Origin of the sequence: Celeribacter persicus, from assembly GCF_003050785.1 — a bacterium.
GTDB lineage: Bacteria > Pseudomonadota > Alphaproteobacteria > Rhodobacterales > Rhodobacteraceae > Celeribacter > Celeribacter persicus.
This window is the reverse complement of sequence record NZ_QAOH01000002.1, coordinates 22,761-44,986: the sequence shown is the minus strand read 5'-3', so window position 1 is coordinate 44,986 and position 22,226 is coordinate 22,761. Positions and strand designations below refer to the sequence as shown.

General features: G+C 61.0%; 17 protein-coding genes. 5 read left to right on the top strand and 12 right to left on the bottom strand.

Annotation, left to right across the window (positions count from 1 at the left end):
• Positions 1-74 precede the first annotated feature (74 nt).
• Together C8N42_RS03205 and aceB are read right to left on the bottom strand one after the other, a co-directional pair.
• Positions 75-1,685, bottom strand: a complete 1,611-nt coding sequence (locus tag C8N42_RS03205) for an isocitrate lyase (RefSeq protein WP_107815110.1) — start codon at positions 1,683-1,685, stop codon at positions 75-77.
• A 92-nt stretch (positions 1,686-1,777) separates the two neighbouring features.
• The gene (gene aceB, locus C8N42_RS03200) at positions 1,778-3,394 is read right to left on the bottom strand and encodes a malate synthase A (RefSeq protein ID WP_107815109.1); all 1,617 of its coding nucleotides are present in this window, start codon (positions 3,392-3,394) and stop codon (positions 1,778-1,780) included.
• Positions 3,395-3,585: 191 nt separating this feature from the next.
• Between aceB and C8N42_RS03195 the strand changes: the two genes are divergently transcribed.
• Positions 3,586-5,025 carry a helix-turn-helix domain-containing protein gene (locus C8N42_RS03195; protein WP_107815108.1) on the top strand — a complete coding sequence of 480 codons (1,440 nt, stop codon included), beginning with the start codon at positions 3,586-3,588 and terminating at the stop codon, positions 5,023-5,025.
• Positions 5,026-5,086: 61 nt separating this feature from the next.
• Here C8N42_RS03195 and C8N42_RS03190 read toward each other — a convergent pair whose 3' ends face one another.
• Together C8N42_RS03190 and C8N42_RS03185 are read right to left on the bottom strand one after the other, a co-directional pair.
• Positions 5,087-6,907: an ABC transporter ATP-binding protein gene (locus C8N42_RS03190; protein WP_107815107.1), complete on the bottom strand. Its 1,821-nt coding sequence runs from the start codon at positions 6,905-6,907 to the stop codon at positions 5,087-5,089.
• Positions 6,904-8,646, bottom strand: a complete 1,743-nt coding sequence (locus tag C8N42_RS03185) for an ABC transporter ATP-binding protein (protein ID WP_211309141.1) — start codon at positions 8,644-8,646, stop codon at positions 6,904-6,906. Before C8N42_RS03185 ends, C8N42_RS03190 begins: the two co-directional genes overlap by 4 nt.
• Before the next feature lie 308 nt (positions 8,647-8,954).
• Here C8N42_RS03185 and C8N42_RS03180 point away from each other — a divergent pair, with 308 nt between their 5' ends.
• From C8N42_RS03180 to C8N42_RS03170, 3 genes are read left to right on the top strand one after another with little or no spacing between them, the layout of a single operon-like run.
• A complete protein-coding gene (locus tag C8N42_RS03180) occupies positions 8,955-10,340 on the top strand; it encodes an aspartate aminotransferase family protein (RefSeq protein WP_107815105.1) in 1,386 nt (461 codons plus the stop codon).
• Positions 10,341-10,347: 7 nt separating this feature from the next.
• Positions 10,348-11,649: an NAD(P)/FAD-dependent oxidoreductase gene (locus tag C8N42_RS03175; protein WP_107815104.1), complete on the top strand. Its 1,302-nt coding sequence runs from the start codon at positions 10,348-10,350 to the stop codon at positions 11,647-11,649.
• Positions 11,650-11,673: 24 nt separating this feature from the next.
• The gene (locus tag C8N42_RS03170) at positions 11,674-13,113 is read left to right on the top strand and encodes an aldehyde dehydrogenase family protein (RefSeq protein ID WP_107815103.1); all 1,440 of its coding nucleotides are present in this window, start codon (positions 11,674-11,676) and stop codon (positions 13,111-13,113) included.
• Positions 13,114-13,122: 9 nt separating this feature from the next.
• Here the strand turns inward: C8N42_RS03170 and C8N42_RS03165 are convergent, their stop codons facing one another.
• The 8 genes from C8N42_RS03165 to C8N42_RS03130 all read right to left on the bottom strand — a co-directional run bounded on the left by C8N42_RS03165 (position 13,123) and on the right by C8N42_RS03130 (position 21,560).
• Positions 13,123-13,788 (bottom strand): GntR family transcriptional regulator, encoded by a 666-nt coding sequence (locus C8N42_RS03165; RefSeq protein WP_107815102.1) that lies wholly within the window; start codon positions 13,786-13,788, stop codon positions 13,123-13,125.
• A 168-nt stretch (positions 13,789-13,956) separates the two neighbouring features.
• Positions 13,957-14,646 carry a phosphate regulon transcriptional regulator PhoB gene (gene phoB, locus C8N42_RS03160; protein WP_107815101.1) on the bottom strand — a complete coding sequence of 230 codons (690 nt, stop codon included), beginning with the start codon at positions 14,644-14,646 and terminating at the stop codon, positions 13,957-13,959.
• Complete coding sequence (phoU, locus tag C8N42_RS03155) at positions 14,646-15,368, bottom strand: phosphate signaling complex protein PhoU (RefSeq protein ID WP_107815100.1); 723 nt, start codon at positions 15,366-15,368, stop codon at positions 14,646-14,648. The genes phoB and phoU overlap by 1 nt, the downstream gene beginning before the upstream one ends.
• A 14-nt stretch (positions 15,369-15,382) precedes the next feature.
• Positions 15,383-16,180, bottom strand: coding sequence for a phosphate ABC transporter ATP-binding protein PstB (pstB, locus tag C8N42_RS03150; protein ID WP_107815099.1), 798 nt, complete (start codon positions 16,178-16,180; stop codon positions 15,383-15,385).
• A 21-nt stretch (positions 16,181-16,201) separates the two neighbouring features.
• The gene (gene pstA, locus C8N42_RS03145; RefSeq protein ID WP_107815098.1) at positions 16,202-17,560 is read right to left on the bottom strand and encodes a phosphate ABC transporter permease PstA; all 1,359 of its coding nucleotides are present in this window, start codon (positions 17,558-17,560) and stop codon (positions 16,202-16,204) included.
• Positions 17,560-19,026, bottom strand: a complete 1,467-nt coding sequence (pstC, locus tag C8N42_RS03140) for a phosphate ABC transporter permease subunit PstC (protein WP_107815097.1) — start codon at positions 19,024-19,026, stop codon at positions 17,560-17,562. The genes pstA and pstC overlap by 1 nt, the downstream gene beginning before the upstream one ends.
• Positions 19,027-19,181: 155 nt before the next feature.
• Positions 19,182-20,213, bottom strand: coding sequence for a substrate-binding domain-containing protein (locus C8N42_RS03135; RefSeq protein WP_107815096.1), 1,032 nt, complete (start codon positions 20,211-20,213; stop codon positions 19,182-19,184).
• A gap of 279 nt (positions 20,214-20,492) precedes the next feature.
• Positions 20,493-21,560 (bottom strand): ATP-binding protein, encoded by a 1,068-nt coding sequence (locus tag C8N42_RS03130; protein ID WP_107815095.1) that lies wholly within the window; start codon positions 21,558-21,560, stop codon positions 20,493-20,495.
• Between the two features lie 218 nt (positions 21,561-21,778).
• On the opposite strand from C8N42_RS03130, the gene C8N42_RS03125 reads away from it, so the two are divergent.
• Entirely contained in the window at positions 21,779-22,195 is a 417-nt protein-coding gene (locus C8N42_RS03125) for a hypothetical protein (protein WP_146168235.1), read from the top strand.
• The last annotated feature ends 31 nt before the right edge of the window (positions 22,196-22,226 follow it).

Here is a 22,226-nt window from a genome sequence, read left to right as displayed (position 1 = left end):
AGGATGCCGGGGGAAAGACCCCTCAATCGCCCCGGCGGCCTTGGCTGTTGCCCCCAAAGGCGGGCTATGCAGGTTTATTCCGCCGCGAACTGATTCATAGTGTTGGCCGCCCCGCCCGCTTTCAGCGCGCGTTCGCCCCCGACCATTTCCTTGAAGGCATCGCCGAGATCGGAACCGACCTCGTGCTGATGTTTGACCGCCGAAATGCCGCGACGGATTTCCTGACGCTGCACGGTCGCGACATAGGCCAGCATCTTGTCCTCCCCGAAATAACCATGGCTCAGTTCATCCATCGCCTTCGCCGTGAGGTGGAAGGTCGGCAGCGTGATCAGGTTGTGGAACACACCCGCTTTCGTCGAAATATCGGTCTGGAAATTGCGCAGACGGGCATCCGCCTCCTGCCCCAGTTCGGTTTCATCGAAATCGGCTTTCATAAGCTCATTACCTGTCGGATAATCGGCCTCGGTGATCTTGCCTTCGGCCAGCCATTGCGCACGCACCTGTTTGCGCAGGTTGAGTGTCCAGTTGAACGACGGCGAATTGTTGTAGGTGAGCTTCGCATTCGGCACCTTCTTGCGGATTTCATTCACCATACCGGCGATCTCATCAACATTCGGCGTGTCGGTTTCGATCCACAGAAGATCGGCCCCGCCCTGTGTCAGGGAGGCAATGCAATCCTCGACCACACGGGCGCGCCCGGTGTTCGGTTTGAATGGGAAAAGACCGTTGGGCAGGCGACGCGGACGCACGAACGCGCCGCCCTGATAGAGCGCCAGATCGCCTTCTGAGATCGGGTTTTCTTCCGTGATCTGTTCGGTGTCGAGCCACTTGATATAGTCGGAGGCCAGATCGCCCGGAGCCAACGACACGGGCACTTTCTGCGTCAGACCGGCCCCGAGACTGTCGGTACGCGCCACGATGACACCATCATCGACGCCAAGCTCCTCGAAGGCCAGACGACAGGCACGGAGTTTCTCGATGAAATCCTCGCGCGGGACCGTGACCTTGCCGTCCTGATGACCGCATTGCTTGGCATCCGAAACCTGGTTCTCGATCTGGAGACAGCAGGCACCGGCCTTGATCAGTTCCTTCGCCAGAAGGTAGGTGGCATGCTCATTGCCAAAACCTGCGTCGATGTCGGCGATGATCGGCACGACATGGCTCTCGAACGTGTCGATCTTTTCGATCACCGCCTTACGTGCCTCCTCCGTAGTGGCCAGCTTCAACTCCTTGAACAGATCGTTCAGAGCCACTTCGTCAGCCTGACGCAGCGAGGTGTAAATCTCGCGAATAAGGTCGGCCACCGCAGTTTTCTCATGCATGGACTGATCCGGCAGATGCCCCCAGGTGTTGCGCAGACCGGCGACCATCCAGCCGGAGAGATAGACATAGGTGCGCTTGGACGTGCCGTTCAGGCGCTTCACGGATTTGATCATCTGCTGGGCGTGAAAACCGGACCAGCACCCAAGGGATTGGGTGAATTTCGTTGCATCGGCATCATAGGCGGCCATATCGACGCGCATCACCGTCGCCATGTCGCGGGCAATGTCCAGATGGGTGTCATAGGTGTTCTGGATCCTGAGCTGGATGATGTCGTCCACGGTGACGCCGCCCGGGGTCTGGCCGCTCGGGTAACGGGCTTCAAGTTCCTTGCGCAGTTCGGCATAGGTTTTGTGCTGTGCCATGATATATCCTCTCTGTGGCAGTTTGAGCAGACAGGCGGGCAAGGGCTTGGTCAGCGGCCCGCCGAAGGGAGAAAATTGCGTGATCGGGTCCATCAGTCGAAAGCGTTCAATACGTCATAGGCCGGGACCGTGATGAAATCGGGCATCTCGCGCGCCGTCACCGCCTCATGCAGAAGCCGGAGCGCCGAGGCGTAATGGCCCCGGTGGAATTCCGCCGGGCCGATGCGGTCGAGAATATCGGAAACCTCGGCCTGCAACAGCTTGCCGAACCAATCCGCACTCATCACCCGCGTACCGCCATCCTCAAGCGTCACCTCGGCCCCATGCCGCATCCATTGCCAGAGCTGGGCGCGGCTGATCTCAGCGGTGGCGGCGTCTTCCATCAGGTTGTGGATCGGCACGGCGCCCCGGCCCGACAGCCATTGCGACAGGTACTCCAGAGCCACGGAGATATTCATCCGCACTCCCGCCTCGGTGATCGTGCCTTTGTGCGGCTCCAGAAGTTTGTGCTCCTCAATCCGGTAATATTGCCGAGGGCGCTTGATCTGATTGGCTTCCGGCATGTGGCAGTCGAAGACCTCCATCGCGACGGGCACAAGGTCGGGATGCGCCACCCATGTGCCATCATGGCCCAGTTGCACCTCGCGCAGCTTGTCGGCCCGGACCTTCTCGAAAGCCGCCTCATTGGCCGCCGCGTCGCCTTTCACCGGGATTTGCGCCGCCATGCCGCCCATGGCGTGAATGCCGCGACGGTGACAAACTTTCACAAGCCGCGCCGCATAGGTGGCCAGAAAGGCCTTGTCCATCGTCACCTGCGCCCGGTCCGGCAGCGTGTACTCGGGATGGGCGCGCAGGGTCTTGATATAGCTGAAGATGTAGTCCCAGCGACCACAGTTCAGCCCGGCGATATGATCGCGCAGTTCCCAGATGATCTCATCCATCTCGAAAGCCGCACGCAGGGTTTCGATCAGAACCGTCGCCTTGATCGTGCCCTGTGGCAGACCGATCCGCTCCTGCGCCCAGACAAAAATCGCATTCCAGAGCCGTGCTTCACGGTGGTTTTCCAGTTTCGGCAGGTAGTAGAACGGCCCCCGCCCGCTGCGATGCAGCTCATGGGCATTGTGAAAGACATGCAGACCGAAGTCGAAAAGCGCCGCAGGCATCGGCTGACCGTCGATCAGCACATTGGCCTCTTCGAGATGCAGTCCACGCGGACGCACGATGAGCGTAGCCGTCTGCTCCCCCGTCCGATACGCCTTGCCGGTGGCCGGATCATCGAAACTGAGGCCTCCGTCGCGGTAATCCATCAGGTTCACCTGCCCGGCGATCATCACATCGAAGCGCGGCGCGGAGGCATCTTCGAAATCCGCCATGAAAACCTTCGCTCCTGAGTTCAGCGCGTTGATCATCATCTTGCGATCCACCGGGCCGGTGATCTCCACCCGGCGGTCCTGCAACGCCTCGGGCACCCCCGCCGCCTGCCAGTCACCGCGCCGGATGTCCTGCGTCTCGGGGAGATATTCCGGCAGATGGCCCGTGTCATAGCCATGCTGACGCGAGACGCGGGCCGCCAGCAACGCGCGCAGTGGCGTGGCGAATTCGGCATTCAGCACAACGAGAAAGTCCAGCGCCTCCGGCGTCAGTACACGCTCCGCCCCCGCAACATCGCGCAGCACCAGCGCCTTCGAGTGTGTCAGATCCAGAGCCATTGCCCCCTCCTTCATATGAGTTTCAAATTTCTGTATGCATCGGCATGCGATTCCTGTAGTCAGATTAGTAATGTCATTTTAAATTTCATTATCTATTTGTAATTAAATGGTTATATTGTAATTATTGTAACTTTTATCCGAAGCGGTTTGTAAGGTTGTCACATGGCTGTGGCGCATGGGAGGAATGAGGCATGAGCCAGCGCGGCGCAAAACTGAACATCGGCAACCGGCTCAGGGTGCTGCGAAAGTCTCTGGGACTGACACAGGCACAAATGGCGGCACAGCTCGACGTCTCCGCCAGCTACATCACCCTGATCGAGACCGATCAGCGTCCGGCCTCCGCGAAACTTCTGATGAAGCTCGCGCAAGTCTACGACATGAACATCTCCGAGCTTGCGCCCGAAATCGACACGCAGCTCACGGCGGATTTCGAAGCGGTGCTGAAAGATCCGGCGCTCGAACTGCCGCGCCTGCCGCAAAGCGAGATCGACGCTGTGCTGCAAGCCTCGCCCCGGATCGCCGCGGCTCTGGTGCGCCTGCAAGGCAAGCACACCGATGCGATGATGCGCAGCCAGACCGACGAGAACCCGCTCACGGATCGTAACAAGGTCGAAGTGCTGGGCCAGATCGCCCGCCCGGTGGAGCGTGTGCGTGACTGGTTCTATACCAATCGCAATTATATCGCGCCAATCGACGAAGCCGCCGAAGCGCAAGCCAATGACATGGGCTTGCATCGCGAGGAGCCGCACGTCGCCCTCACAGAACGGCTGAGACACCATGGCATCCGGGTACGCATCCTCCCCGCCAGCGTGATGAGCGGTGCCTTGCGCCGCTATGACCCTCACCGCAAGGAGTTGATGCTTTCCGAGCTTCTGGCTCAACACAGCCGCCGCTTTCAGATGGGCGTACTCATTGCCCGGCTCGAACACGAGACGCTGATCGAAGAGGTAATGACCGACGCGGGGTTTGACGGTGACGAAAGCCAGAGTCTCGCCCGTGTCAGCCTCGCCAATTATTTCGCCGCCGCCCTGCTCATGCCTTACAAACGCTTTCTGACCGCCTGCGAACAGGAGCGCTACGATGTCGAACTCATCGGCCACCGCTTCGGCGCGAGCTATGAACAAGTGGCACACCGCATGTCCACGTTGCAACGCCCGGAAGCGCGCGGCGTACCGTTCTTCTTCGTCCGGATCGACCGGGCGGGAAACGTGTCGAAACGCTTCAGCGCCGGGCGCTTTCCGTTTTCGCGCTTTGGCGGCACCTGCCCGCTCTGGAACATCCATGGCGCCTTCGAGACCCCGGAGCAGGTTCAGACACAGGTCATTCGGATGCCGGAGGGCGCAAGCTATCTGTCGATTGCCCGCACCGTAACCCGTGTCGGCGGCACGTATAATGCGCCGGCACAGAAACATGCGATCGGGCTTGGCTGCGATCTCTCCTATGCGGCCCGTCTGGTGTATGCCGACGGGCTTGATCTCGGGACAACTGAACCGACGGACATCGGACTGAACTGCTACCTTTGTGAACGCCGGAACTGCGCCTCACGCGCTCAGGCCCCGATCAACCGCAAACTCGCGATCAACGAACGCGAACGCAGCCTCGCCCTGTTCCGGTTCGAGGGGGAAGTGTAAATGAGCAATTCAGGGGAAGCGGGCAAGTTTACGCCCTCACGACAGAACGCTTTGGGCAACCTCAGTCCGGCTGCCCCTGCAACCGACAATACCCGCCTTTGAGTGCCATGAGCGCCTCATGTGTGCCGGTTTCCCGCACGCTGCCCGCCTCCATATAGACGATCAGACCGGCGTCCCGGATGGTGGAGAGCCGGTGCGCGATGACAAAGCTCGTGCGGCCCTCGCGCAGTTCCGCCATGGCCCGTTGAATGAGCATTTCCGTGCGGGTGTCCACAGAACTCGTCGCCTCATCAAGGATCAGGATCGGCGCATCGAGCAGAAAAGCCCGGGCGATGGTGATCAACTGCCGTTGTCCCTGCGACAGCGCCGCGCCACCATTGTCGAGCACCGTGTCATAACCTTCGGGCAGGGTGCGGACGAAATCGTCGACGTGACAGCGACGTGCGGCCGCGATCACCTCTTCGCGGCTGGCGTCCGGACGGCCATAGGCGATGTTGTCATGGATCGTGCCGGTGAAGAGCCATGTGTCCTGCAAGACCATCGCCATCGCTCGGCGCAATTCCGCGCGCGACAGATCGCGAATATCCCGCCCATCGAGCCGGATCGCGCCGCTGTCGATTTCGTAGAACCGCATCAGCAGGTTGACCAGCGTCGTCTTGCCCGCCCCCGTCGGCCCGACGATGGCGAGCATCTGGCCGGGTTGCGCCTCAAGGCTGACGTCTTCGAACAGCGGCTGATCCGGCAGGTAGCGAAAGCCCACACGATCGAATTCCACATGCCCCCGAACCTTCCCGGCGTGCGCCCCTGTCGCATCCGCCGACATCTCCGGCGCGTCCAGCAATTCGAAGACCCGCTCGGCGGAGGCCAGCGCCGACTGGATCTGTGCCGCCATACTGCCAAGCTGCGATACCGGCTGGCCGATCTGGCGGATGTACTGGATGAAGGCTTGCAACTCCCCAAGGCTCAGGTTCCCCACAAGCACCCGGAAGGCCCCCACCAGAACCACGGCGATATAAGCGAGGTTGGTGACGAACATGCTCAATGGCTGGATCAGGCCTGCGAGGATTTGCGCCCGCATCGCCGCCCGTGTCAGCGCGTCGTTCTGTTCCGCGAATTGCGCATCGACCCGTTCACGCGCACCGAAAACGCGGATCAAGGTCTGGCCGGTGAAGCTCTCCTCCACCGTGGCATTGAGATGCCCGGTCTCGCGCCATTGCGCGGCGAATTGCGGCTTGGCCGCCCGCGCGATCAACCGGGTCAGCCCGAGCGAAATCAGGATTGCGATCACGGCGACGCCTGCCAGCGGTGGCGAGAGAAAGGCCATCATCGCCAGAACACCCACGATGGTCATGCTCATCAGCACGACCTGACTGGAGACATGCTGGAGATTCTGGATCATGTTGTCGATGTCATTGGTGAAGCGCGACAGCACCTCGCCACGCGGCTGGGCGTCGTACCATTTGAGCGGCACACGCGCGAGTTTCGCCTGCGCCTCGGCCCGGAGCCCCTGCCCCATGCTCTGCACCAGGTCGTTGATCAGCCAAGCCTGCAACAGGTTCAGCCCTGCCGCTGCCAGATAGATCACCGCAACCAGCGCAAGCTGACGCAGCAAGGCCGCGTGGGTATAGTCCGCACCCACCAGAATATCCGTCGCAAGGCCCAGTTGCCACGGACCGATCGTGCTGCCCAGAACGCTGCCGAGGCTCAGGAACATGGTGGCGACCAGCGCCGGACGCCGCCGGCCGAAGGCCTGCCACACCCGCACAAGCGCATGGCGCGCGTCCTTCGGTTTCGCACCGCCGAGACCGGCACCGGGACCGCGTCGCGGGCTCTGATTTTCCGGGCGTTCGACCTGTTCGAGATTTCGATCACGCGTGCTCATGCCGCCGCCTCCGCACCCGTCTGCGAGCGCACGATCTCGGCATAGACCGGGCAATCGCGCAGCAACTCCTCATGCGGGGCAAAGCCCGCCACCCGTCCGTGCTCGATCACCAGAATGCGGTCGGCCTCGCGGATCGACAGCACCCGCTGGCTGACAATGACGGTGGCGGCATGGGCGACCTCCGCACGCAAGGCCGCGCGCAATCGTGCATCGGTGGCCTGATCGAGGGCGGAGAAACTGTCGTCGAAGAGATAGAGGTCGGCATCGCACACCAGCGCCCGTGCGATGGCGAGACGCTGGCGCTGACCGCCTGAGAAATTCGTGCCGCCCTGTGCGACCGGCGCGTCCAGACCATCGGGCAAGGCGCGAATGAAATCCGCCGCCTGCGCCACCTCCAGCGCGTGCCAGAGCATCGCATCGTCAGCCTCGGGCGCACCAAGCTTCAGGGTCTCGCGCACCGTGCCGGAAAACAGATAGGCCTTCTGTGGCACATAGCCGAGGTGGCTGGCCAGAGCCTCTGGCGCAATGTCGCGCAGATCGACGCCGCCCAATGTCACGCGTCCCTCGCTCGGGTCGTTCAGCCGGGCGATCAGATTGACGATGGTGGATTTTCCGGAACCCGTCGGTCCGATGATGCCCAGAACCTCGCCGGGACCGAGATCGAAGGTAATCTCTTCCAAAACCCGGTTCTGTGCACCGGGATAGCCGAAACCGACATCTTCGAAGCGGAGATGCAGTCCCGGCCCTTTCGCGGGTAATGCGACGGGGTGCGCGGGCGGACCGACCTGCAAGGGGCTGGTTAGCAGATCGTCGATCCGCCGGGCACTGACGAGCGCGCGCGGCAACATCACGACGAGCATCCCCATCATCATCACCGCAATCAGGATGAGCGAGACATAGGAGAGAAAGGCGATCAGCGCGCCCACTTCGAGTTCGCCGGATCTCACCCGATCCGCCCCCAGCCGGATCAGCGCCACGGAAGCCATCTGCATCACCGCCGAGACCGAGGGCATGGTCATCGACATCAGCCGTCCGGCATGGATGGCGGTGCGGGTCAGATCGGTGTTGGCACGGGCGAACCGCACCGCCTCGCGGTCCTTTTGCAGAAAGGCACGGATCACCCGGATGCCCTCGATCTGTTCGCGCAGCACGGCGTTCACCCGGTCGAGCTGGCCCTGCATGATCTGAAACAGCGGCGTCGCGCGCAGCGTCAGATTGCCGATGATCAGTGCCAGAACCGGCACCGCCACAAGCAACAATCCCGAAAGTTTCACGTCCTGACGGATCGCCATGATCGCACCGCCCACCCCCATGATCGGCGCGATGACGATCATCGTGAGCGCCATGATCACCATGGTCTGAACCTGCAACACATCATTGGTGCAGCGCGTGATGAGCGAGCCGACGCTGAAACCCTGCACTTGCGACAGAGCAAGCCCATGGACCTTGTCGAATACGTCGGCGCGCAGGTCGCGCCCGATCTGAAAAGCAATTCTTGCCCCGAGCATCACGGCGACGACGCTCAAAAGCAGTTGCACGAGGGAGGCAAGCCCCATCAGCCCCCCGAATTGCCAGATCACTTCGGGCGCCCTAGCGAGGATTCCGCGGTCGATCACATCGGCGCTGAAACCCGGCAGTAGGAGCGAGGCGGAGACCTGCCCGAGTTGGCACAACAGCAAAACCGCGATCATCCGGCGATGCGCCCAGACCCGGCTCCGCAAACGGGGGGCTATGTTCATCTGCGTCTGCTGCATGGCCTCTGCCCCGTTGGTTTGTTTGATAAATTCAGGTAATCTGGGTTTTCCTAAATGTCAAAGACCTGTATCCGGCTGGCTCCGTGATAGGCTGCCCAATCCTTCGGCACAGCGGCCTTACACAGCCCCCTGAGAGCGGGTGCACAGCGGCTCCTGCTTGACCGCTCAAAAATTTGATCATATTTTTCCTGAGACGGATCAAAAAGATCCCCGGCCTGCTTCAGACCCGCTTCCTCGCCCCGGCCCCGCGCTGCGGCGATACCCTGACGGTCTGGCGACAAAGGATAAAGACCATGCAAGACAACCACCTGCCCACCGCCGAGTTGCAAGCGCTCGATGCCGCCCACCACATGCACCCGTTCACCTTCGGGGCTGAACTGGCCGAGAAAGGCGCACGGATCATCACAAGGGCCAAGGGCGTCTGGCTGACCGACAGCGAGGGCGAGGAGATTCTCGATGCGATGGCCGGGCTGTGGTGCGTCAACGTCGGTTACGGGCGTGAGGAACTGGCCGAGGTGGCGGCGCGGCAGATGAAGCAACTGCCGTTCTACAACACCTTCTTTCAGACCTCGCATGTTCCCGCGATTATGCTGGCGAAGAAACTTGCCGAAATCGCGCCGGGCGATCTGAACCACGTGTTCTTCAACGGCTCCGGATCGGATTCCAATGACACCAACCTGCGCATGGTGCGGCATTACTGGGATCTCAAGGGCCAGCCGGAGCGCTTCAACGTGATTTCGCGCTGGAACGGCTATCACGGCTCCACCATGGGCGGCGGCTCGCTTGGCGGGATGAAGGGCATTCACGCCCAAGGCGGCCTGCCGATCCCCGGCATTCACCACATCGACCAGCCCGACTGGTGGTCCGAAGGCGGCGACATGAGCCCCGAGGACTTCGGACTTGCCCGTGCGCAACAGCTTGAGGAAAAAATCCTCGAACTGGGTCCGGAGACCGTCGCGGCCTTCATCGCCGAGCCGGTGCAAGGCGCCGGGGGCGTGATCGTGCCGCCCGCAACCTATTGGCCGGAAATTCAGCGCATCGTGAAAAAATACGACATCCTTCTGATCGTCGACGAGGTCATCACCGGCTTTGGCCGCACCGGCAACTGGTTCGGCTCCGAGACCATGGGCATCACGCCGGACATCATGACCTGCGCCAAGGGCATCACCTCGGGTTATATCCCCTTGGGGGCTTCCATCGTCTCCGACAAGATCGCCAAGGTGATCGACGAGGGCGACGAATTCGCCCATGGTTACACCTATTCGGGCCATCCGGTCGCCTGTGCCGTGGCACTCGAAAACATTCGTCTTCTCGAAGAGGAAGGCATTGTCGAGCGCGCGGGCAAGGAAATCGCACCCTATCTCAAGGAAAAATGGGAAGCGCTGGTAGATCACCCGCTGGTCGGCGAGGCCAGGATCGTCGGTCTGATGGGCTCCATCGCGCTCACGCCGAACAAGGCGACGCGGGCGAAGTTCAAGGCTCCCGGCGGCACGGTCGGCTACATCTGCCGCGAGCGCTGTTTCGCCAACAATCTGGTGATGCGCCATGTCGGTGATCGCATGATCATCTCGCCGCCGCTGACGATCACGAAAGCCGAGGTCGACATTCTCATTGAGCGCGCGCGCAAATCTCTCGACGAGACGCTGGAGCGGATCAATGCGGAGGGGCTGAACGCCTGATTTCCTTATGGACATTCTGACCATCAACGACCGGCCCGGAGAACATCCGCAGTCATGGTATGCCGCAACGGCTGACGCCCCCGGCCCCTACCCGGCTGCGGAAGGCAGGGTGAAAGCCGATGTCTGCGTCGTCGGCGGCGGCTATGCGGGGCTGTCGGCAGCGCTCCATATGGCAAGCCGCGGGCTGGACGTGGTGCTTCTGGAAGCCTCCCGCGTCGGCTCGGGGGCCTCCGGACGCAATGGTGGTCAGGTTTCCATGGGGCAGAGGCTCGAACAGGACGAGCTTGAAACCCACGTCAGCATGGATGACGCGCGGATGCTCTGGGATCTGGGCGCCGAGGCGGTCGACCGGGTCAAGACGATCCTCCGGGAAAGCGGCGATGACTGCGACTGGCGCGATGGTGTCATCCACGCCAATCACCGGGCGCGGTTCTCGCACCATTCGCAACAGCATGTCGAGCACATGCAGAAGGTCTACGGCTATGACAAAATCCGTTACCTCGACCGCGACGAGGTGCGGCATGAGGTCGGCTCAGAGGATTACCATTCCGGCACTTTGGATATGGGCTCCGGCCATCTCCACCCGCTGCGCTATGCCTTCGCCATCGCCCGTCTGGCCGAGGCGGCAGGCGCGCGCATTCATGAGCTGTCACGGGTCACGCGCATTGAGACCAAAGGCAAGCCGCGCATCCATACGGACAAGGCTGTAGTTGAGGCCGATCACCTGATCCTCGCGCTCAACGGCTATCACAACAATCTCGATCATGACGTCGCGCATCACGTCATGCCGATCAACAATTTCATCGCGGTCACCGAACCCCTGCCCGCCGATCTTGCCGCAAAGCTGATCCCGAACCGGCACGCCGTCGCTGACAGCCGGTTCGTGATCAATTACTACCGCATGTCCCCCGACAATCGGATGATTTTCGGCGGCGGTGAAAGTTATGGCTATAAATTCTCCGCCGACATTCGCGCCAAGGTGCGCGCCCCGATGCTTGGCGTCTTCCCGGAACTGAAAAACACGAAACTCGACTACGCCTGGGGCGGCACTTTGGGCATTACCATGTCCCGCCTGCCGCATTTCGCGCGTCTCGGGCCGTCCTCCATGTCCATCGCCGGGTTCTCCGGTCAGGGCGTCGCGCTTGCAACGCTCGCGGGCCAGATCGCTGCGGAGGCGGTCGAGGGTCAGGCGGCGCGGTTCGATCTGATGCAATCGCTGCCGAGCCCGCGTTTTCCCGGCGGGCCGAGCCTTCGGACGCCGCTTCTGGCTCTGGCGATGACGTGGTATGCTTTGCGCGACAAAATATAAAATACAACAGGATAAGAGGCGAAAATGACAGAGTTGAAAACCGACCGGTTCTATATCAACGGGGCTTGGGTCAAACCTCTGGGCGGCTTGATGATGGATGTGATCAACCCGGCGACCGAAGAGGTTTTCGCCGAGGTTGCCATGGGCACGGCCGCCGATGTGGATGCCGCCGTGGCGGCTGCGAAAGCCGCCTTCCCGTCCTTCTCTAAAACGACCAAAGCCGAGCGCCTTGACCTTTTGGCCTCCATCCGTGAGGTCTATCAAAGCCGCTATGACGAAATGTCCGCCGCGATCACCGAAGAAATGGGCGCGCCCATCTCGCTCTCCGACCGGGCGCAGGCCGCCGTTGGCATCGGTCATCTGGACGGTGTTGTGAAAGCTCTGGAAGCGTTCGAGTTCGAACATCGCAACGGGTCCGGCGATCTGATCGTGCATGAACCGATCGGCATCTGCGGCTTCATCACGCCGTGGAACTGGCCGATCAACCAGATCGCGTTGAAAGTCATCCCCGCGCTGGCCGCCGGTTGCACCATGATTTTGAAACCCTCGGAACTTACCCCGATGAGCGCGTTTCTCTATGCCGAAATTCTCGAAGAAGCCGGTGTGCCGAAAGGGGTGTTCAACCTTGTGAACGGTGACGGGCCGACGGTCGGCGCCGCGATCTCTTCGCATCCCGATATTGCCATGGTGTCCTTCACCGGCTCGACCCGCGCGGGCGTGGAGATTTCCAAAGCCGCCGCCTCGACCGTGAAACGCGTAACGCTGGAACTGGGCGGCAAAAGCCCGAACATCCTGCTGGACGATTGCGATTTCGAAGAGGCGGTAAAGCGCGGCGTGCGCCATTGTTTCCAGAACACCGGCCAGTCCTGCAACGCGCCGACGCGGATGCTGATCCCGCAGAGCCATTACGAGACAGCCATGGACATTGCCAAAGAAGTGGCGGAAGCGACGCAAATCGGCCTACCGTCTCAGCCCGGCAATCACATCGGGCCGCTGGTGTCGCAAATGCAATACGACCGGGTGCAGAGCCTCATTCAGGCCGGCATCGAAGACGGCGCGCGGCTGGTCGCGGGGGGGCTCGGACGCCCCGAGGGCTTCAACCGCGGCTATTTCTGCCGCCCGACGGTGTTCGGTGATGTGACCAACGACATGCGGATCGCGCAGGAAGAGGTGTTCGGTCCGGTTCTTGTGATGATCGCCTACGAGGATGACGAGGACGCGGTTCGGATCGCCAACGATACGCCTTACGGTCTGGCCGCCTATATCCAGACCGGCGCCTCGGAGGAAAGCCAGGCGCGTGGCCTTGCCATGGCACACGACATTCGCGCCGGCATGGTGCATCTCAACGGCTCGGATATTTCCTACGGCTCGCCCTTCGGCGGTTACAAGCTTTCGGGGAACGGTCGCGAAGGCGGCATCTACGGCATCGAAGATTTCTGCGAAATCAAGGTAATATCCACCTAATATCACGCATCACGTGAATTCGGAAGTCTCCGCAACAATGGCGCGTATGTTCTCCATCCCCTGAAGAATATCGCGCCGCACCGCCTCCGCGACACCTTGCGGGTCATGGCGTCTCAGAGCCTCAATTGCCACCTGATGCATGTCCGGCAGGTTCTGATTGCCGAACCGCGTACACATCACCCGAAGCGCCGGACCACAGCGCAGCCAGAGCGTGTCGATGATCGGGCTGATCACCTCACTCCATCCCGGCGCGTAGAGCTGCATGTGAAAGCGATGGTTGGAAATCATGTAACCGCGCATGTCGCCCTGACTCATCGCCATGTCAATCTCGCCATCCACGGCAATAAGATCTTCGATGCCCTGTTCTGTCATCCGCTCCGCGCCCCGTCGCGCAAGCTCGGGTTCCAGCGCCAAACGGGCGAAAATCAGATCGTCCACCTCGGAGAGCGTCAGTTCGGGCACGGTAACACGGCGGTTGCCATGAAAAATCAGCGCGCCTTCCGAGGTAAGCCGCCGGATTGCCTCGCGCACGGGTGTCATCCCCGCCCCGAGACGGTCGGTCAGCCCCTGAATCGTGACAGGTTCGCCGGGTACAAGATCGCCGGACAGAATCAACTCGCGAATGCCGCGATAGGTCCGCAAATGTGCGGGTTCCTTGAAATAGAGATCTGTCATGCCCGGCCCTGATCGTATCGAAATTTGCTCAAATCATCTGAACACAGATGGACGGGCCTCGGCAAGCGATCCGCATTTTTGATCGCGTTTTCAGTGCGAAAAAGCACCGGCCTGCGAAAGGCCAGTGCGGATTTGATCATTTTTTACACGCTATATCCGATTGGGAGCTCAGCCGAGCGCGTAGCCCGCGCCACGAACCGTGCGCACCGGGTCCTCTCCCCCATGCTGACACAGCGCCTTGCGCAGGCGACCGATATGGACGTCCACGGTGCGGGTGTCGACATAGATGTCCCGGCCCCAGACCCGATCCAGAAGCTGTTCACGCGACCAGACACGGCCCGGTTTTTCCATGAAGGTGGACAAAAGCCGGAACTCGGTCGGGCCGAGTTTGAGTTGATCGGCGCCACGGGTGACGCGGTGGGTCTCGGAATCGAGGCGGATATCCTCGTATTCCAGAACCTGCCCGGTGGCCGCCGGACGGACGCGGCGCAATTGGGTGCGCACGCGGGCCATCAGTTCGATCACCGAATAGGGCTTTACCACATAATCGTCGGCGCCGGTCTCAAGCCCGCGCACCCGATCCACCTCCTCGGAGCGGGCCGAAAGCATGATGATCGGAATCTCACGGGTGTCGGGGCGGGTCTTCAGGCGACGACATATCTCGATCCCAGAGACCCCCGGAAGCATCCAGTCGAGCACAATGATGTCGGGATTGTCCTCGTCCACATAGAGAAGCGCGTCGTCGCCGTTCTCCGCCTTGGAGACGGCGAAGCCTTCGGCCTCGAGGTTGTAGGCGAGCACCTCCCGCTGGGCGGGTTCATCCTCGACGACAAGAACACGGGGCTGGTCTGCGGACATCAGAGATCCTCCGCACCCGCGGCCTGCGAGGTGAGATCACCTTTCGGACGGGCGTCTTCCGGCAATTCTCCGGTGGTGAGATAGATCACCTGCTCGGCAATCGAAGTGGCATGATCCCCCATGCGCTCGATGTTCTTGGCGATGAAATGCAGGTGCATACAGGCGGTGATGTTGCGCGGGTCTTCCATCATGTAGGTGAGAAATTCGCGGAACAGGGCATTATACATCTGGTCGACGTCGAGATCGCGGTGACGCACCTCGTTGGCCATGGAAACATCGCGCTGGATATAGGCGTCGAGCGCCAGTTTCAGCATCTCCTCCACCTCGCGCGCCATGCGACGGATCGAGGGGGCGGCGCCTTCGATGGGGCGCATGTTCACGAGCACGCCGGTGCGTTTCGCGAGATTCTTGGCGTAATCGCCGCAGCGTTCGAGGTTGGTCGAGATCTTCATCACGGTCAAAACCGTGCGCAGATCGGAAGCGGTCGGAGAACGTAGCGCAATGAGGCGTGCGGCCTCCTCGTTGACATCCTCTTCGAGCTGGTCGATGGCCTTGTCCGCCTCGCGCACCTTTTCGGCCAGTTCCACGTCGCGCTCTTCGAGCGCCTGAGCGGCGTCCTTGATGGCGGCTTCGACGAGCCCGCCCATCTTCATGATCATCGCCTGAATGGCTTCGAGGTCGCGGTCGAACGCCGAGGCGATATGTTTGCTGTCGTTATGCATGACGTCTCTCTCCCTTAGCCGATCCGGCCGGTGATGTAGCTCTCGGTGCGCTCATCTTTCGGGTTGGTGAAAATCTGTTCGGTGTCGCCATATTCCACGAGGTTACCGAGGTGGAAAAAAGCGGTTTTCTGGCTCACGCGGGCGGCCTGTTGCATCGAGTGGGTCACGATGACAACGGAGAAGTTTTCGCGCAGCTCGTCGATCAGTTCTTCGACCTGAAGTGTCGCGATCGGGTCGAGCGCGGAGCACGGCTCGTCCATCAGGAGCACTTCCGGTTCGGTCGCCACAGCGCGCGCAATGCACAGACGCTGTTGCTGACCGCCCGAAAGCCCTGTACCCGGCGCATGCAGGCGGTCTTTCACCTCGTCCCAAATCGCACCGCGGCGCAAGGATTTCTCGACGATTTCATCGAGATCGGCCTTGTTTTTCGCCAGACCGTGAATGCGCGGCCCATAAGCGATGTTGTCATAAATCGACTTCGGGAAAGGGTTCGGTTTCTGGAACACCATACCGACCTTGGCACGCAACTGCACCGGATCAACGCGCTTGTCGTAGATGTCCTCGCCATCAAGTTCGATCTTTCCCTCGACACGGCAGATGTCGATCGTGTCGTTCATCCGGTTCAGGCAGCGCAGAAAGGTGGACTTGCCGCATCCGGACGGGCCGATGAAGGCGGTCACGGTCTTGTCCTTGATCTCCACATCCACGTCCTTAATCGCGTGGGTATCGCCGTAGTAAACCTGTACGCCTTTGGCCGAGATTTTGGTGTCGTTCATATCCACGTCTTTTCTCACAATTCGCATATCGTTCATGGGTCTAAACCTTTGATCTCTTTACCAGCGGCGCTCGAAGCGGCGGCGCAGGATGACGGCGATGATGTTCATCGTCATCAGGAATACAAGCAGGATGATGATCCCGCCCCAGGCCCGTTCATAATAGGCCGGGTCGGCACGTTTGGCCCATTCGTAAATCTGGGCCGGCATGGCGGAGTTCGGCGACAGGAAACCTGCCGTGATCCCGTCGGGCATGTTGGACGCGATGAAACCCACCATCCCGATCAGCAAAAGCGGCGCGGTCTCACCCAAAGCCTGTGCCAGACCGATGATGGTCCCGGTCAGGATGCCCGGCATCGCGAGCGGCAGGACGTGGTGGAACACCGACTGCATCTTGGACGCCCCCACCCCCAGAGCCGCGTCCCGGATCGAAGGCGGCACGGCCTTCAGAGACGCCCGCGTCGAGATGATGATGGTCGGCAGCGTCATCAGCGTCAGCACCAGACCACCGACGAGCGGCGCGGATTGCGGCAGGTGGGCGAACTGGATGAACACCGCGAGGCCCAGGATACCGAAGACAATCGACGGTACGGCGGCAAGGTTCGAAATGTTCACCTCGATCAGGTCGGTCCATTTGTTCTGTGGCGCGAATTCCTCAAGATAGATTGAGGCGGCCACGCCGATCGGAAGCGCGAGGAACAGCACCACGATCATCATGAAGAAGGAGCCGATCATGGACACCCCGATCCCGGCCTGTTCCGGGCGGCTCTCGGAGGCGTCGGAGCCAAAGATGAAGGCCGGGTTGAACGAGGTCTTCATCAGACCGGCGTCAACCATCGCGTCGGCGACATCGAGGTGCTCGGCATCGAGGTTCTTGTCGCGTACGAGGCTTTCCCGGGTCACGCGGCCCTTGAAATAACCGTCGACACGGGAGGAGGCCAGCAACCGGAAGTCGACCGTCTGTCCGATCAGATCGGGATTGGCCAGAACCGTATCCCGCACCTGCGCGGCGACCGAGGAGGACAGGATGTCCTCGACATCCTTTTCCTTGGCGAAGGGGATCTCGATCCCCTGCTCTTTCAGCGCCACAATCAGCGCACTGGTCACCAGCGGCTTGTAGCCGAAGGTCGTGACCTTGGCGAGATCGGCCGGGTCGCGGTTGCCGTTCTTGTCGAGCTTGGCCTCGGTCAGTTCCACCGGGATGGTGACGAAGGTCTGCTTGAAGGCCGGAATTCCGTTCGCGACGATCGAGAACAGAAGGGCCACGAGGAAGAACAGCCCGAGCGCGATGGCGCCGATGCCATAGACCTTGAACCGGGTCTCAGCTGCGTTCCGGCGTTTGGTCCGCGCGGTTTGCGTGAAGAGCGAGGTTTTGGCCGTCCCGTTGGTGGGGCCGTTATCAGCGGTAAAGTCGGACATCAGTCATACTGCTCCCGGTATTTGCGCACGATATAGAGCGCGAAGATGTTGAGCGCGAGGGTGATGACGAAAAGCGTCATCCCAAGGGCAAAGGCGACCAGCGCTTCGGGCGAGGAGAAATCCGCATCGCCGGTGAGCTGGGAGACGATCCGCGTCGTCACGGTGGTCATCGCCTCGAACGGGTTGAGATCGAGCTTGGCGGCGGCACCGGCCCCCAAGACCACGATCATGGTCTCGCCGATGGCGCGCGAGGCGGCCAGAAGGATAGCCCCGACGATGCCCGGAAGGGCTGCGGGCAGAACCACCTGTTTCACGGTCTCGGATTTCGTCGCCCCGAGGCCCAGAGAGCCGTCGCGCATCGCCTGCGGCACCGCGTTGATGATGTCGTCGGAGAGCGAGGAGACGAAGGGGATGAGCATCACCCCCATCACCAGACCGGCGGTCATCACCGAACGCCCGCCCTGCATCCAGCCGAGGCCGCCGTCCTGTCCGAAGATGGACATCAGGAGCGGCCCGACGGTCAGAAGCGCGAAGAGACCGTAGACGATGGTCGGGATCCCCGCGAGCACTTCGAGAAGCGGCTTGGCAATTGCGCGCACTTTCGGCCCGGCATATTCCGAGAGATAGACCGCGGCGAACAACCCGATCGGCACCGCGACGATCAGTGCGATGATCGACACATAGAAGGTGCCCCAGAACAACGGCAGGATGCCAAGCTCGGACCCGCCACCGAAGGAGGGCGACCATGTGGTGCCGAAAAAGAAATCCGTGGCCGGGTAGAGCTTGAAGAATTCGATGGTGTTGAAGATCAGCGATAACACGATGCCGATCGTGGTCAGGATCGCGATGGAGGCCGCCGACAGCAGCAGGATCAGGATCACGCGCTCGACGGAATTGCGCGCGCGCATATCCTTGCCGGTCCGCATATAGGCGATGGCAAAGCCCGCGATGGCGGCGGCGATCACGGCGGCGCTCATCAGCCAATGGCCGGTCGCGTTCATCGCGCGGTATTTCTGCGCCGCTTGCAGCACGTAGGGCTGTACGTTGGAGCCGAGGGCGACACCGACCTCTCCGAGGCGGCCGCGAATGTCGGTGAACTCGGTACGGATGTCGCGCGCCTGTTCCGCGCTCAGGGCGCCCTGCTCCACCGCAATGTCGAGACCTTCGGCCACACGCCGCACATCGGACATGGCAAGGTTGAGGGAACCGTAATCGCTCAGACCGCGCTCCGGGATCATTCCGGCCACCTGGCCGTGGATCACCATCGGCTGAACGATCAGCCAGAGCACGAGAACCGCAAAACCGGGGATCAGCGTGGCCAGAAGCACGTTCGACCCGTAATAACTTGGCAAAGAATGAAGCAGGCGAATGTCGCCCTGCGCATCTTTGAGCGCACGTGCGCGCCCGAGAACAAATCCGATGAGGCCAAGGGCCAGAACGAGGATGAAAAGCCACAAAACGGGCATTGAGCTGCTCCTATGCGGGACCTTGGGGAGAAATGGACCGGTCCGGTGCAGGGGTTTCGGAAAGCGACCTGTCGGAGGTTTCGGCGGGGCTTTCCGGCGGGAAACGGCGCGAGATCCCCCGCGCCGCCTCGGTATTCTTGCAAGCCGTCAGTGGCTTACTGCATGGTTTCTTCAGCGGCAACGGCAGCCTGGGTGGCAGCCAGTTCCGGGTCGGACACGAGGCCGTACTCGGCAAGCGGGCCGTCCGGGCCAGCCATATCGTCGGAGATGAAGAACTCAGCGTATTCTTTCAGGCCCGGGATCACGCCGATGTGGGCTTTCTTGATGTAGAAGTAGAGCGGGCGGGAAACCGGGTAGTCGCCGGAGGCGATGGACTCGGTGGTCGCCTCAACACCGGACATGGTCGCGGTTTTCAGCTTGTCGGTGTTGTTTTCGTAGAAGGCGAGACCGAACACGCCGATGCCGTTCGGGTTGGCGTCGATGGAAGCGAGCGTCTCGGTGTAGTCGCCGTCGATGTCCACGGATTTGCCATCGGTACGGACAGCCATGCAGGCGCCTTCGGCGTCGTCTTCGGACATGCCCGAAGCGACCATGGCTTCCATCGCGCCGGTGGCTTCACAACCGGCCAGAAGCACTTTTTCCTCGAAGACTTCACGGGTGCCGTGCTTGGTGCCCGGGATGAAGGCCATGATGTCGGCGGCCGGCAGGTCGGCGTTGAAATCGGCCCACTGGGTGTAGGGGTTGGCAACGATCTCGCCGTCTTTCAGGACTTTCTCGGCCAGAGCATTGAAGATGTCAGCGGGCTCGAACGCGGTGAAGGCCGGGCCGTTCAACTGGGAGGCGAACACGATGCCATCGTAGCCGATGCGCACTTCGATGATGTCGGTCACGCCGGCTTCGGCGCAGGCGGCGATCTCTTTGTCTTTGATTTTGCGGGAGGCGTTGGCCACGTCGATGGTGTTTTCGCCCACGCCTTCGCAGAAGCGCTTGAGACCAGCGGAGGAGCCGCCGGATTCCACGACCGGGGTCGGGAAGTCGAAGTTTTCACCGAAGGCTTCCGCCACGATGGAGGCGTAGGGCAGAACGGTGGAAGAGCCGGCGACCTGCACCTGATCACGGGCGCTCGCGGCGGTGGCGGAGACGGCTGCGATCGCGATCGCGGAGGCGGTCAGTTTCACAAAGGACATCGTATGCTCCTGATTTGCTCTATGTCCGAGAGCGGTATTGCTCTCTCGTGGGGCGGTTTAGGGTCGGCGTGCAATGCTTTTGTGAAACTAATGTAACAGTTTAATGACAGATCGTGTGAATTTCCTCGACATCTTCTGAATTAGTCGAGAAAAATGGAGAAAATCAGGGGGTTTTCGCCACCTTTCATGACATTCGGTTAAGCTCTGTGACAGAAAATTAACCAACGTGTCCGGCGAAAAAACCGTCAGAACTCGTTCTCGGGCAGCATTTATGACACATCATTCATAAGGCAGGATGACGGAAAAACAGCTGCCCTGCCCCGCGTGACTTTCGATCCGCAGACGTCCGCGGTGGCGATTCAGGATATGCTTCACGATGGCAAGTCCAAGGCCGGTGCCGCCCATCTCGCGCGAGCGATGTGAATCGACGCGGTAGAAGCGCTCGGTGAGGCGCGGAATATGCTGAGCTGGGATTCCCTCGCCCTGGTCGGACACGTCCACCCGGACGGCCTGTGAGCGTATCGTCGGCTCTTCGGTATGCGAAGTCAGACAGACCCGCACCTCCTTGCCACGCCCGCCATATTTGATCGCATTCTCGATCAGGTTGGTGAAAACCTGAATGAGCTGGTCGTGATCTCCGGGCACCTCTTCGCGGCCCTCGACACCCTCAATGATCAGCGTCACATCCTGCGCTTCGGCAAGCGGTTGCAGATTGAGCGCCACGGAGCGCAGGATCGCCGAGACATCGACCTGATCGGTCGGGCGCACCCGCCGCTCCGCCTCCACGCGGCTGAGAGAGAGAAGATCGCCGACGATGCGGTTCATCCGTTTGGCCTCGCGATCCATGATGCCGAGAAAGCGCTCCCGTGCCGCCGAGTCTTCGGCGGCAGGCCCCAGCAGCGTTTCGATGAAGCCCAAAACAGCGGTCAGCGGCGTACGCAGTTCGTGACTGACATTGGCGACGAAATCACGTCGCATCTGCCCTGCCTCATAGACCTCTGTCTTGTCCTCGAAGGCAACCGTGACACAGGCAAAATCTCCCACGATCACCGGGCGTAATACCACGTCATACACCAGTTCACGCTGGCTTTCGGTGATCCGGTAGACCGCCTCGGCCGGTTGCGACAGGCGCAGCACGTTCTCGATTGCATCGAGCAGCATCGGCTGACGCAGCACGGTGATGTAATGCCGCCCGACCATCTGTTCGTTGAACAGCGCGCGCGCCGGGGCATTGGCCGCCATCACCCGCTCATCCCGCCCGATCACCACCACAGGCAAGGGCATGGCATCGGCCATGGCGCTGACCATTTCGCTGTCACGGGAAGAGGATTTGAAGCTGTATTGCATGGGAGATCCTGATTGCAGGCCTGCGTATAAGGCAAATGTAACCCTTTCATGACAGCTTTTGTCATCCTGGCCCAGTTCCACCTGCCTCTGCCCGAAACAGTGTCATCATTTTTTCAATTTGCGAATTTTTGCGTATTAAGCAAAAATATTGTTGCATTTTCGATACTTTGCCCGTTTCCTCAGATGCAAAGAGGCAGAAATAGATGGGGACCCAGCCGATGGGAACCGTAAGACAAACCGCTTTCGGAGAGTTCGTTGCGAGCCGGCACGGCACACAGCCGGATGCGGGCGGCATGATCCTGATGGTCGGGGAACCTCAGCGCATGCAGACACTGAAAAAGCACTTTCCCGAACGCACTGGCGTGTTTTTCATCGAATTCGGCGATCTCACCCCGGAAATTCTGCACAGCATTTGTCCCGACAGTGTGATTTCTCCGGCCATCTCAAGTCAGTTCGACTGTCTCGATCTTGCGGAATTCCTGAGTGCCGCGCGTTACAAGGGCGCCTATCGCGTCGTCGCGCGCGGCCTGCCCCGCCCGGAGATCATCCGCAACGAATTGCGCAGCTTTTATCCGGAACTGGATTTCGACATGTTGCAGCCTGAACCCGTGCGGGTTCTGGCTTCGCTGCACTGAACAACGCCGCGACGAAAGATACCATGACGAA

Coding starts and splice junctions, on each gene's coding strand:
- pstB (WP_107815099.1), bottom strand. CDS start 16,180: ATGAACGATATGCGAATTGTGAGAAAAGACGTGGATATGAACGACACC.
- phoU (WP_107815100.1), bottom strand. CDS start 15,368: ATGCATAACGACAGCAAACATATCGCCTCGGCGTTCGACCGCGACCTC.
- C8N42_RS03165 (WP_107815102.1), bottom strand. CDS start 13,788: ATGACAGATCTCTATTTCAAGGAACCCGCACATTTGCGGACCTATCGC.
- C8N42_RS03175 (WP_107815104.1), top strand. CDS start 10,348: ATGGACATTCTGACCATCAACGACCGGCCCGGAGAACATCCGCAGTCA.
- C8N42_RS03195 (WP_107815108.1), top strand. CDS start 3,586: ATGAGCCAGCGCGGCGCAAAACTGAACATCGGCAACCGGCTCAGGGTG.
- C8N42_RS03135 (WP_107815096.1), bottom strand. CDS start 20,213: ATGTCCTTTGTGAAACTGACCGCCTCCGCGATCGCGATCGCAGCCGTC.
- pstA (WP_107815098.1), bottom strand. CDS start 17,560: ATGTCCGACTTTACCGCTGATAACGGCCCCACCAACGGGACGGCCAAA.
- aceB (WP_107815109.1), bottom strand. CDS start 3,394: ATGGCTCTGGATCTGACACACTCGAAGGCGCTGGTGCTGCGCGATGTT.
- C8N42_RS03185 (WP_211309141.1), bottom strand. CDS start 8,646: ATGAACATAGCCCCCCGTTTGCGGAGCCGGGTCTGGGCGCATCGCCGG.
- C8N42_RS03170 (WP_107815103.1), top strand. CDS start 11,674: ATGACAGAGTTGAAAACCGACCGGTTCTATATCAACGGGGCTTGGGTC.
- phoB (WP_107815101.1), bottom strand. CDS start 14,646: ATGTCCGCAGACCAGCCCCGTGTTCTTGTCGTCGAGGATGAACCCGCC.
- C8N42_RS03125 (WP_146168235.1), top strand. CDS start 21,779: ATGGGAACCGTAAGACAAACCGCTTTCGGAGAGTTCGTTGCGAGCCGG.
- C8N42_RS03180 (WP_107815105.1), top strand. CDS start 8,955: ATGCAAGACAACCACCTGCCCACCGCCGAGTTGCAAGCGCTCGATGCC.
- C8N42_RS03205 (WP_107815110.1), bottom strand. CDS start 1,685: ATGGCACAGCACAAAACCTATGCCGAACTGCGCAAGGAACTTGAAGCC.
- pstC (WP_107815097.1), bottom strand. CDS start 19,026: ATGCCCGTTTTGTGGCTTTTCATCCTCGTTCTGGCCCTTGGCCTCATC.
- C8N42_RS03190 (WP_107815107.1), bottom strand. CDS start 6,907: ATGAGCACGCGTGATCGAAATCTCGAACAGGTCGAACGCCCGGAAAAT.
- C8N42_RS03130 (WP_107815095.1), bottom strand. CDS start 21,560: ATGCAATACAGCTTCAAATCCTCTTCCCGTGACAGCGAAATGGTCAGC.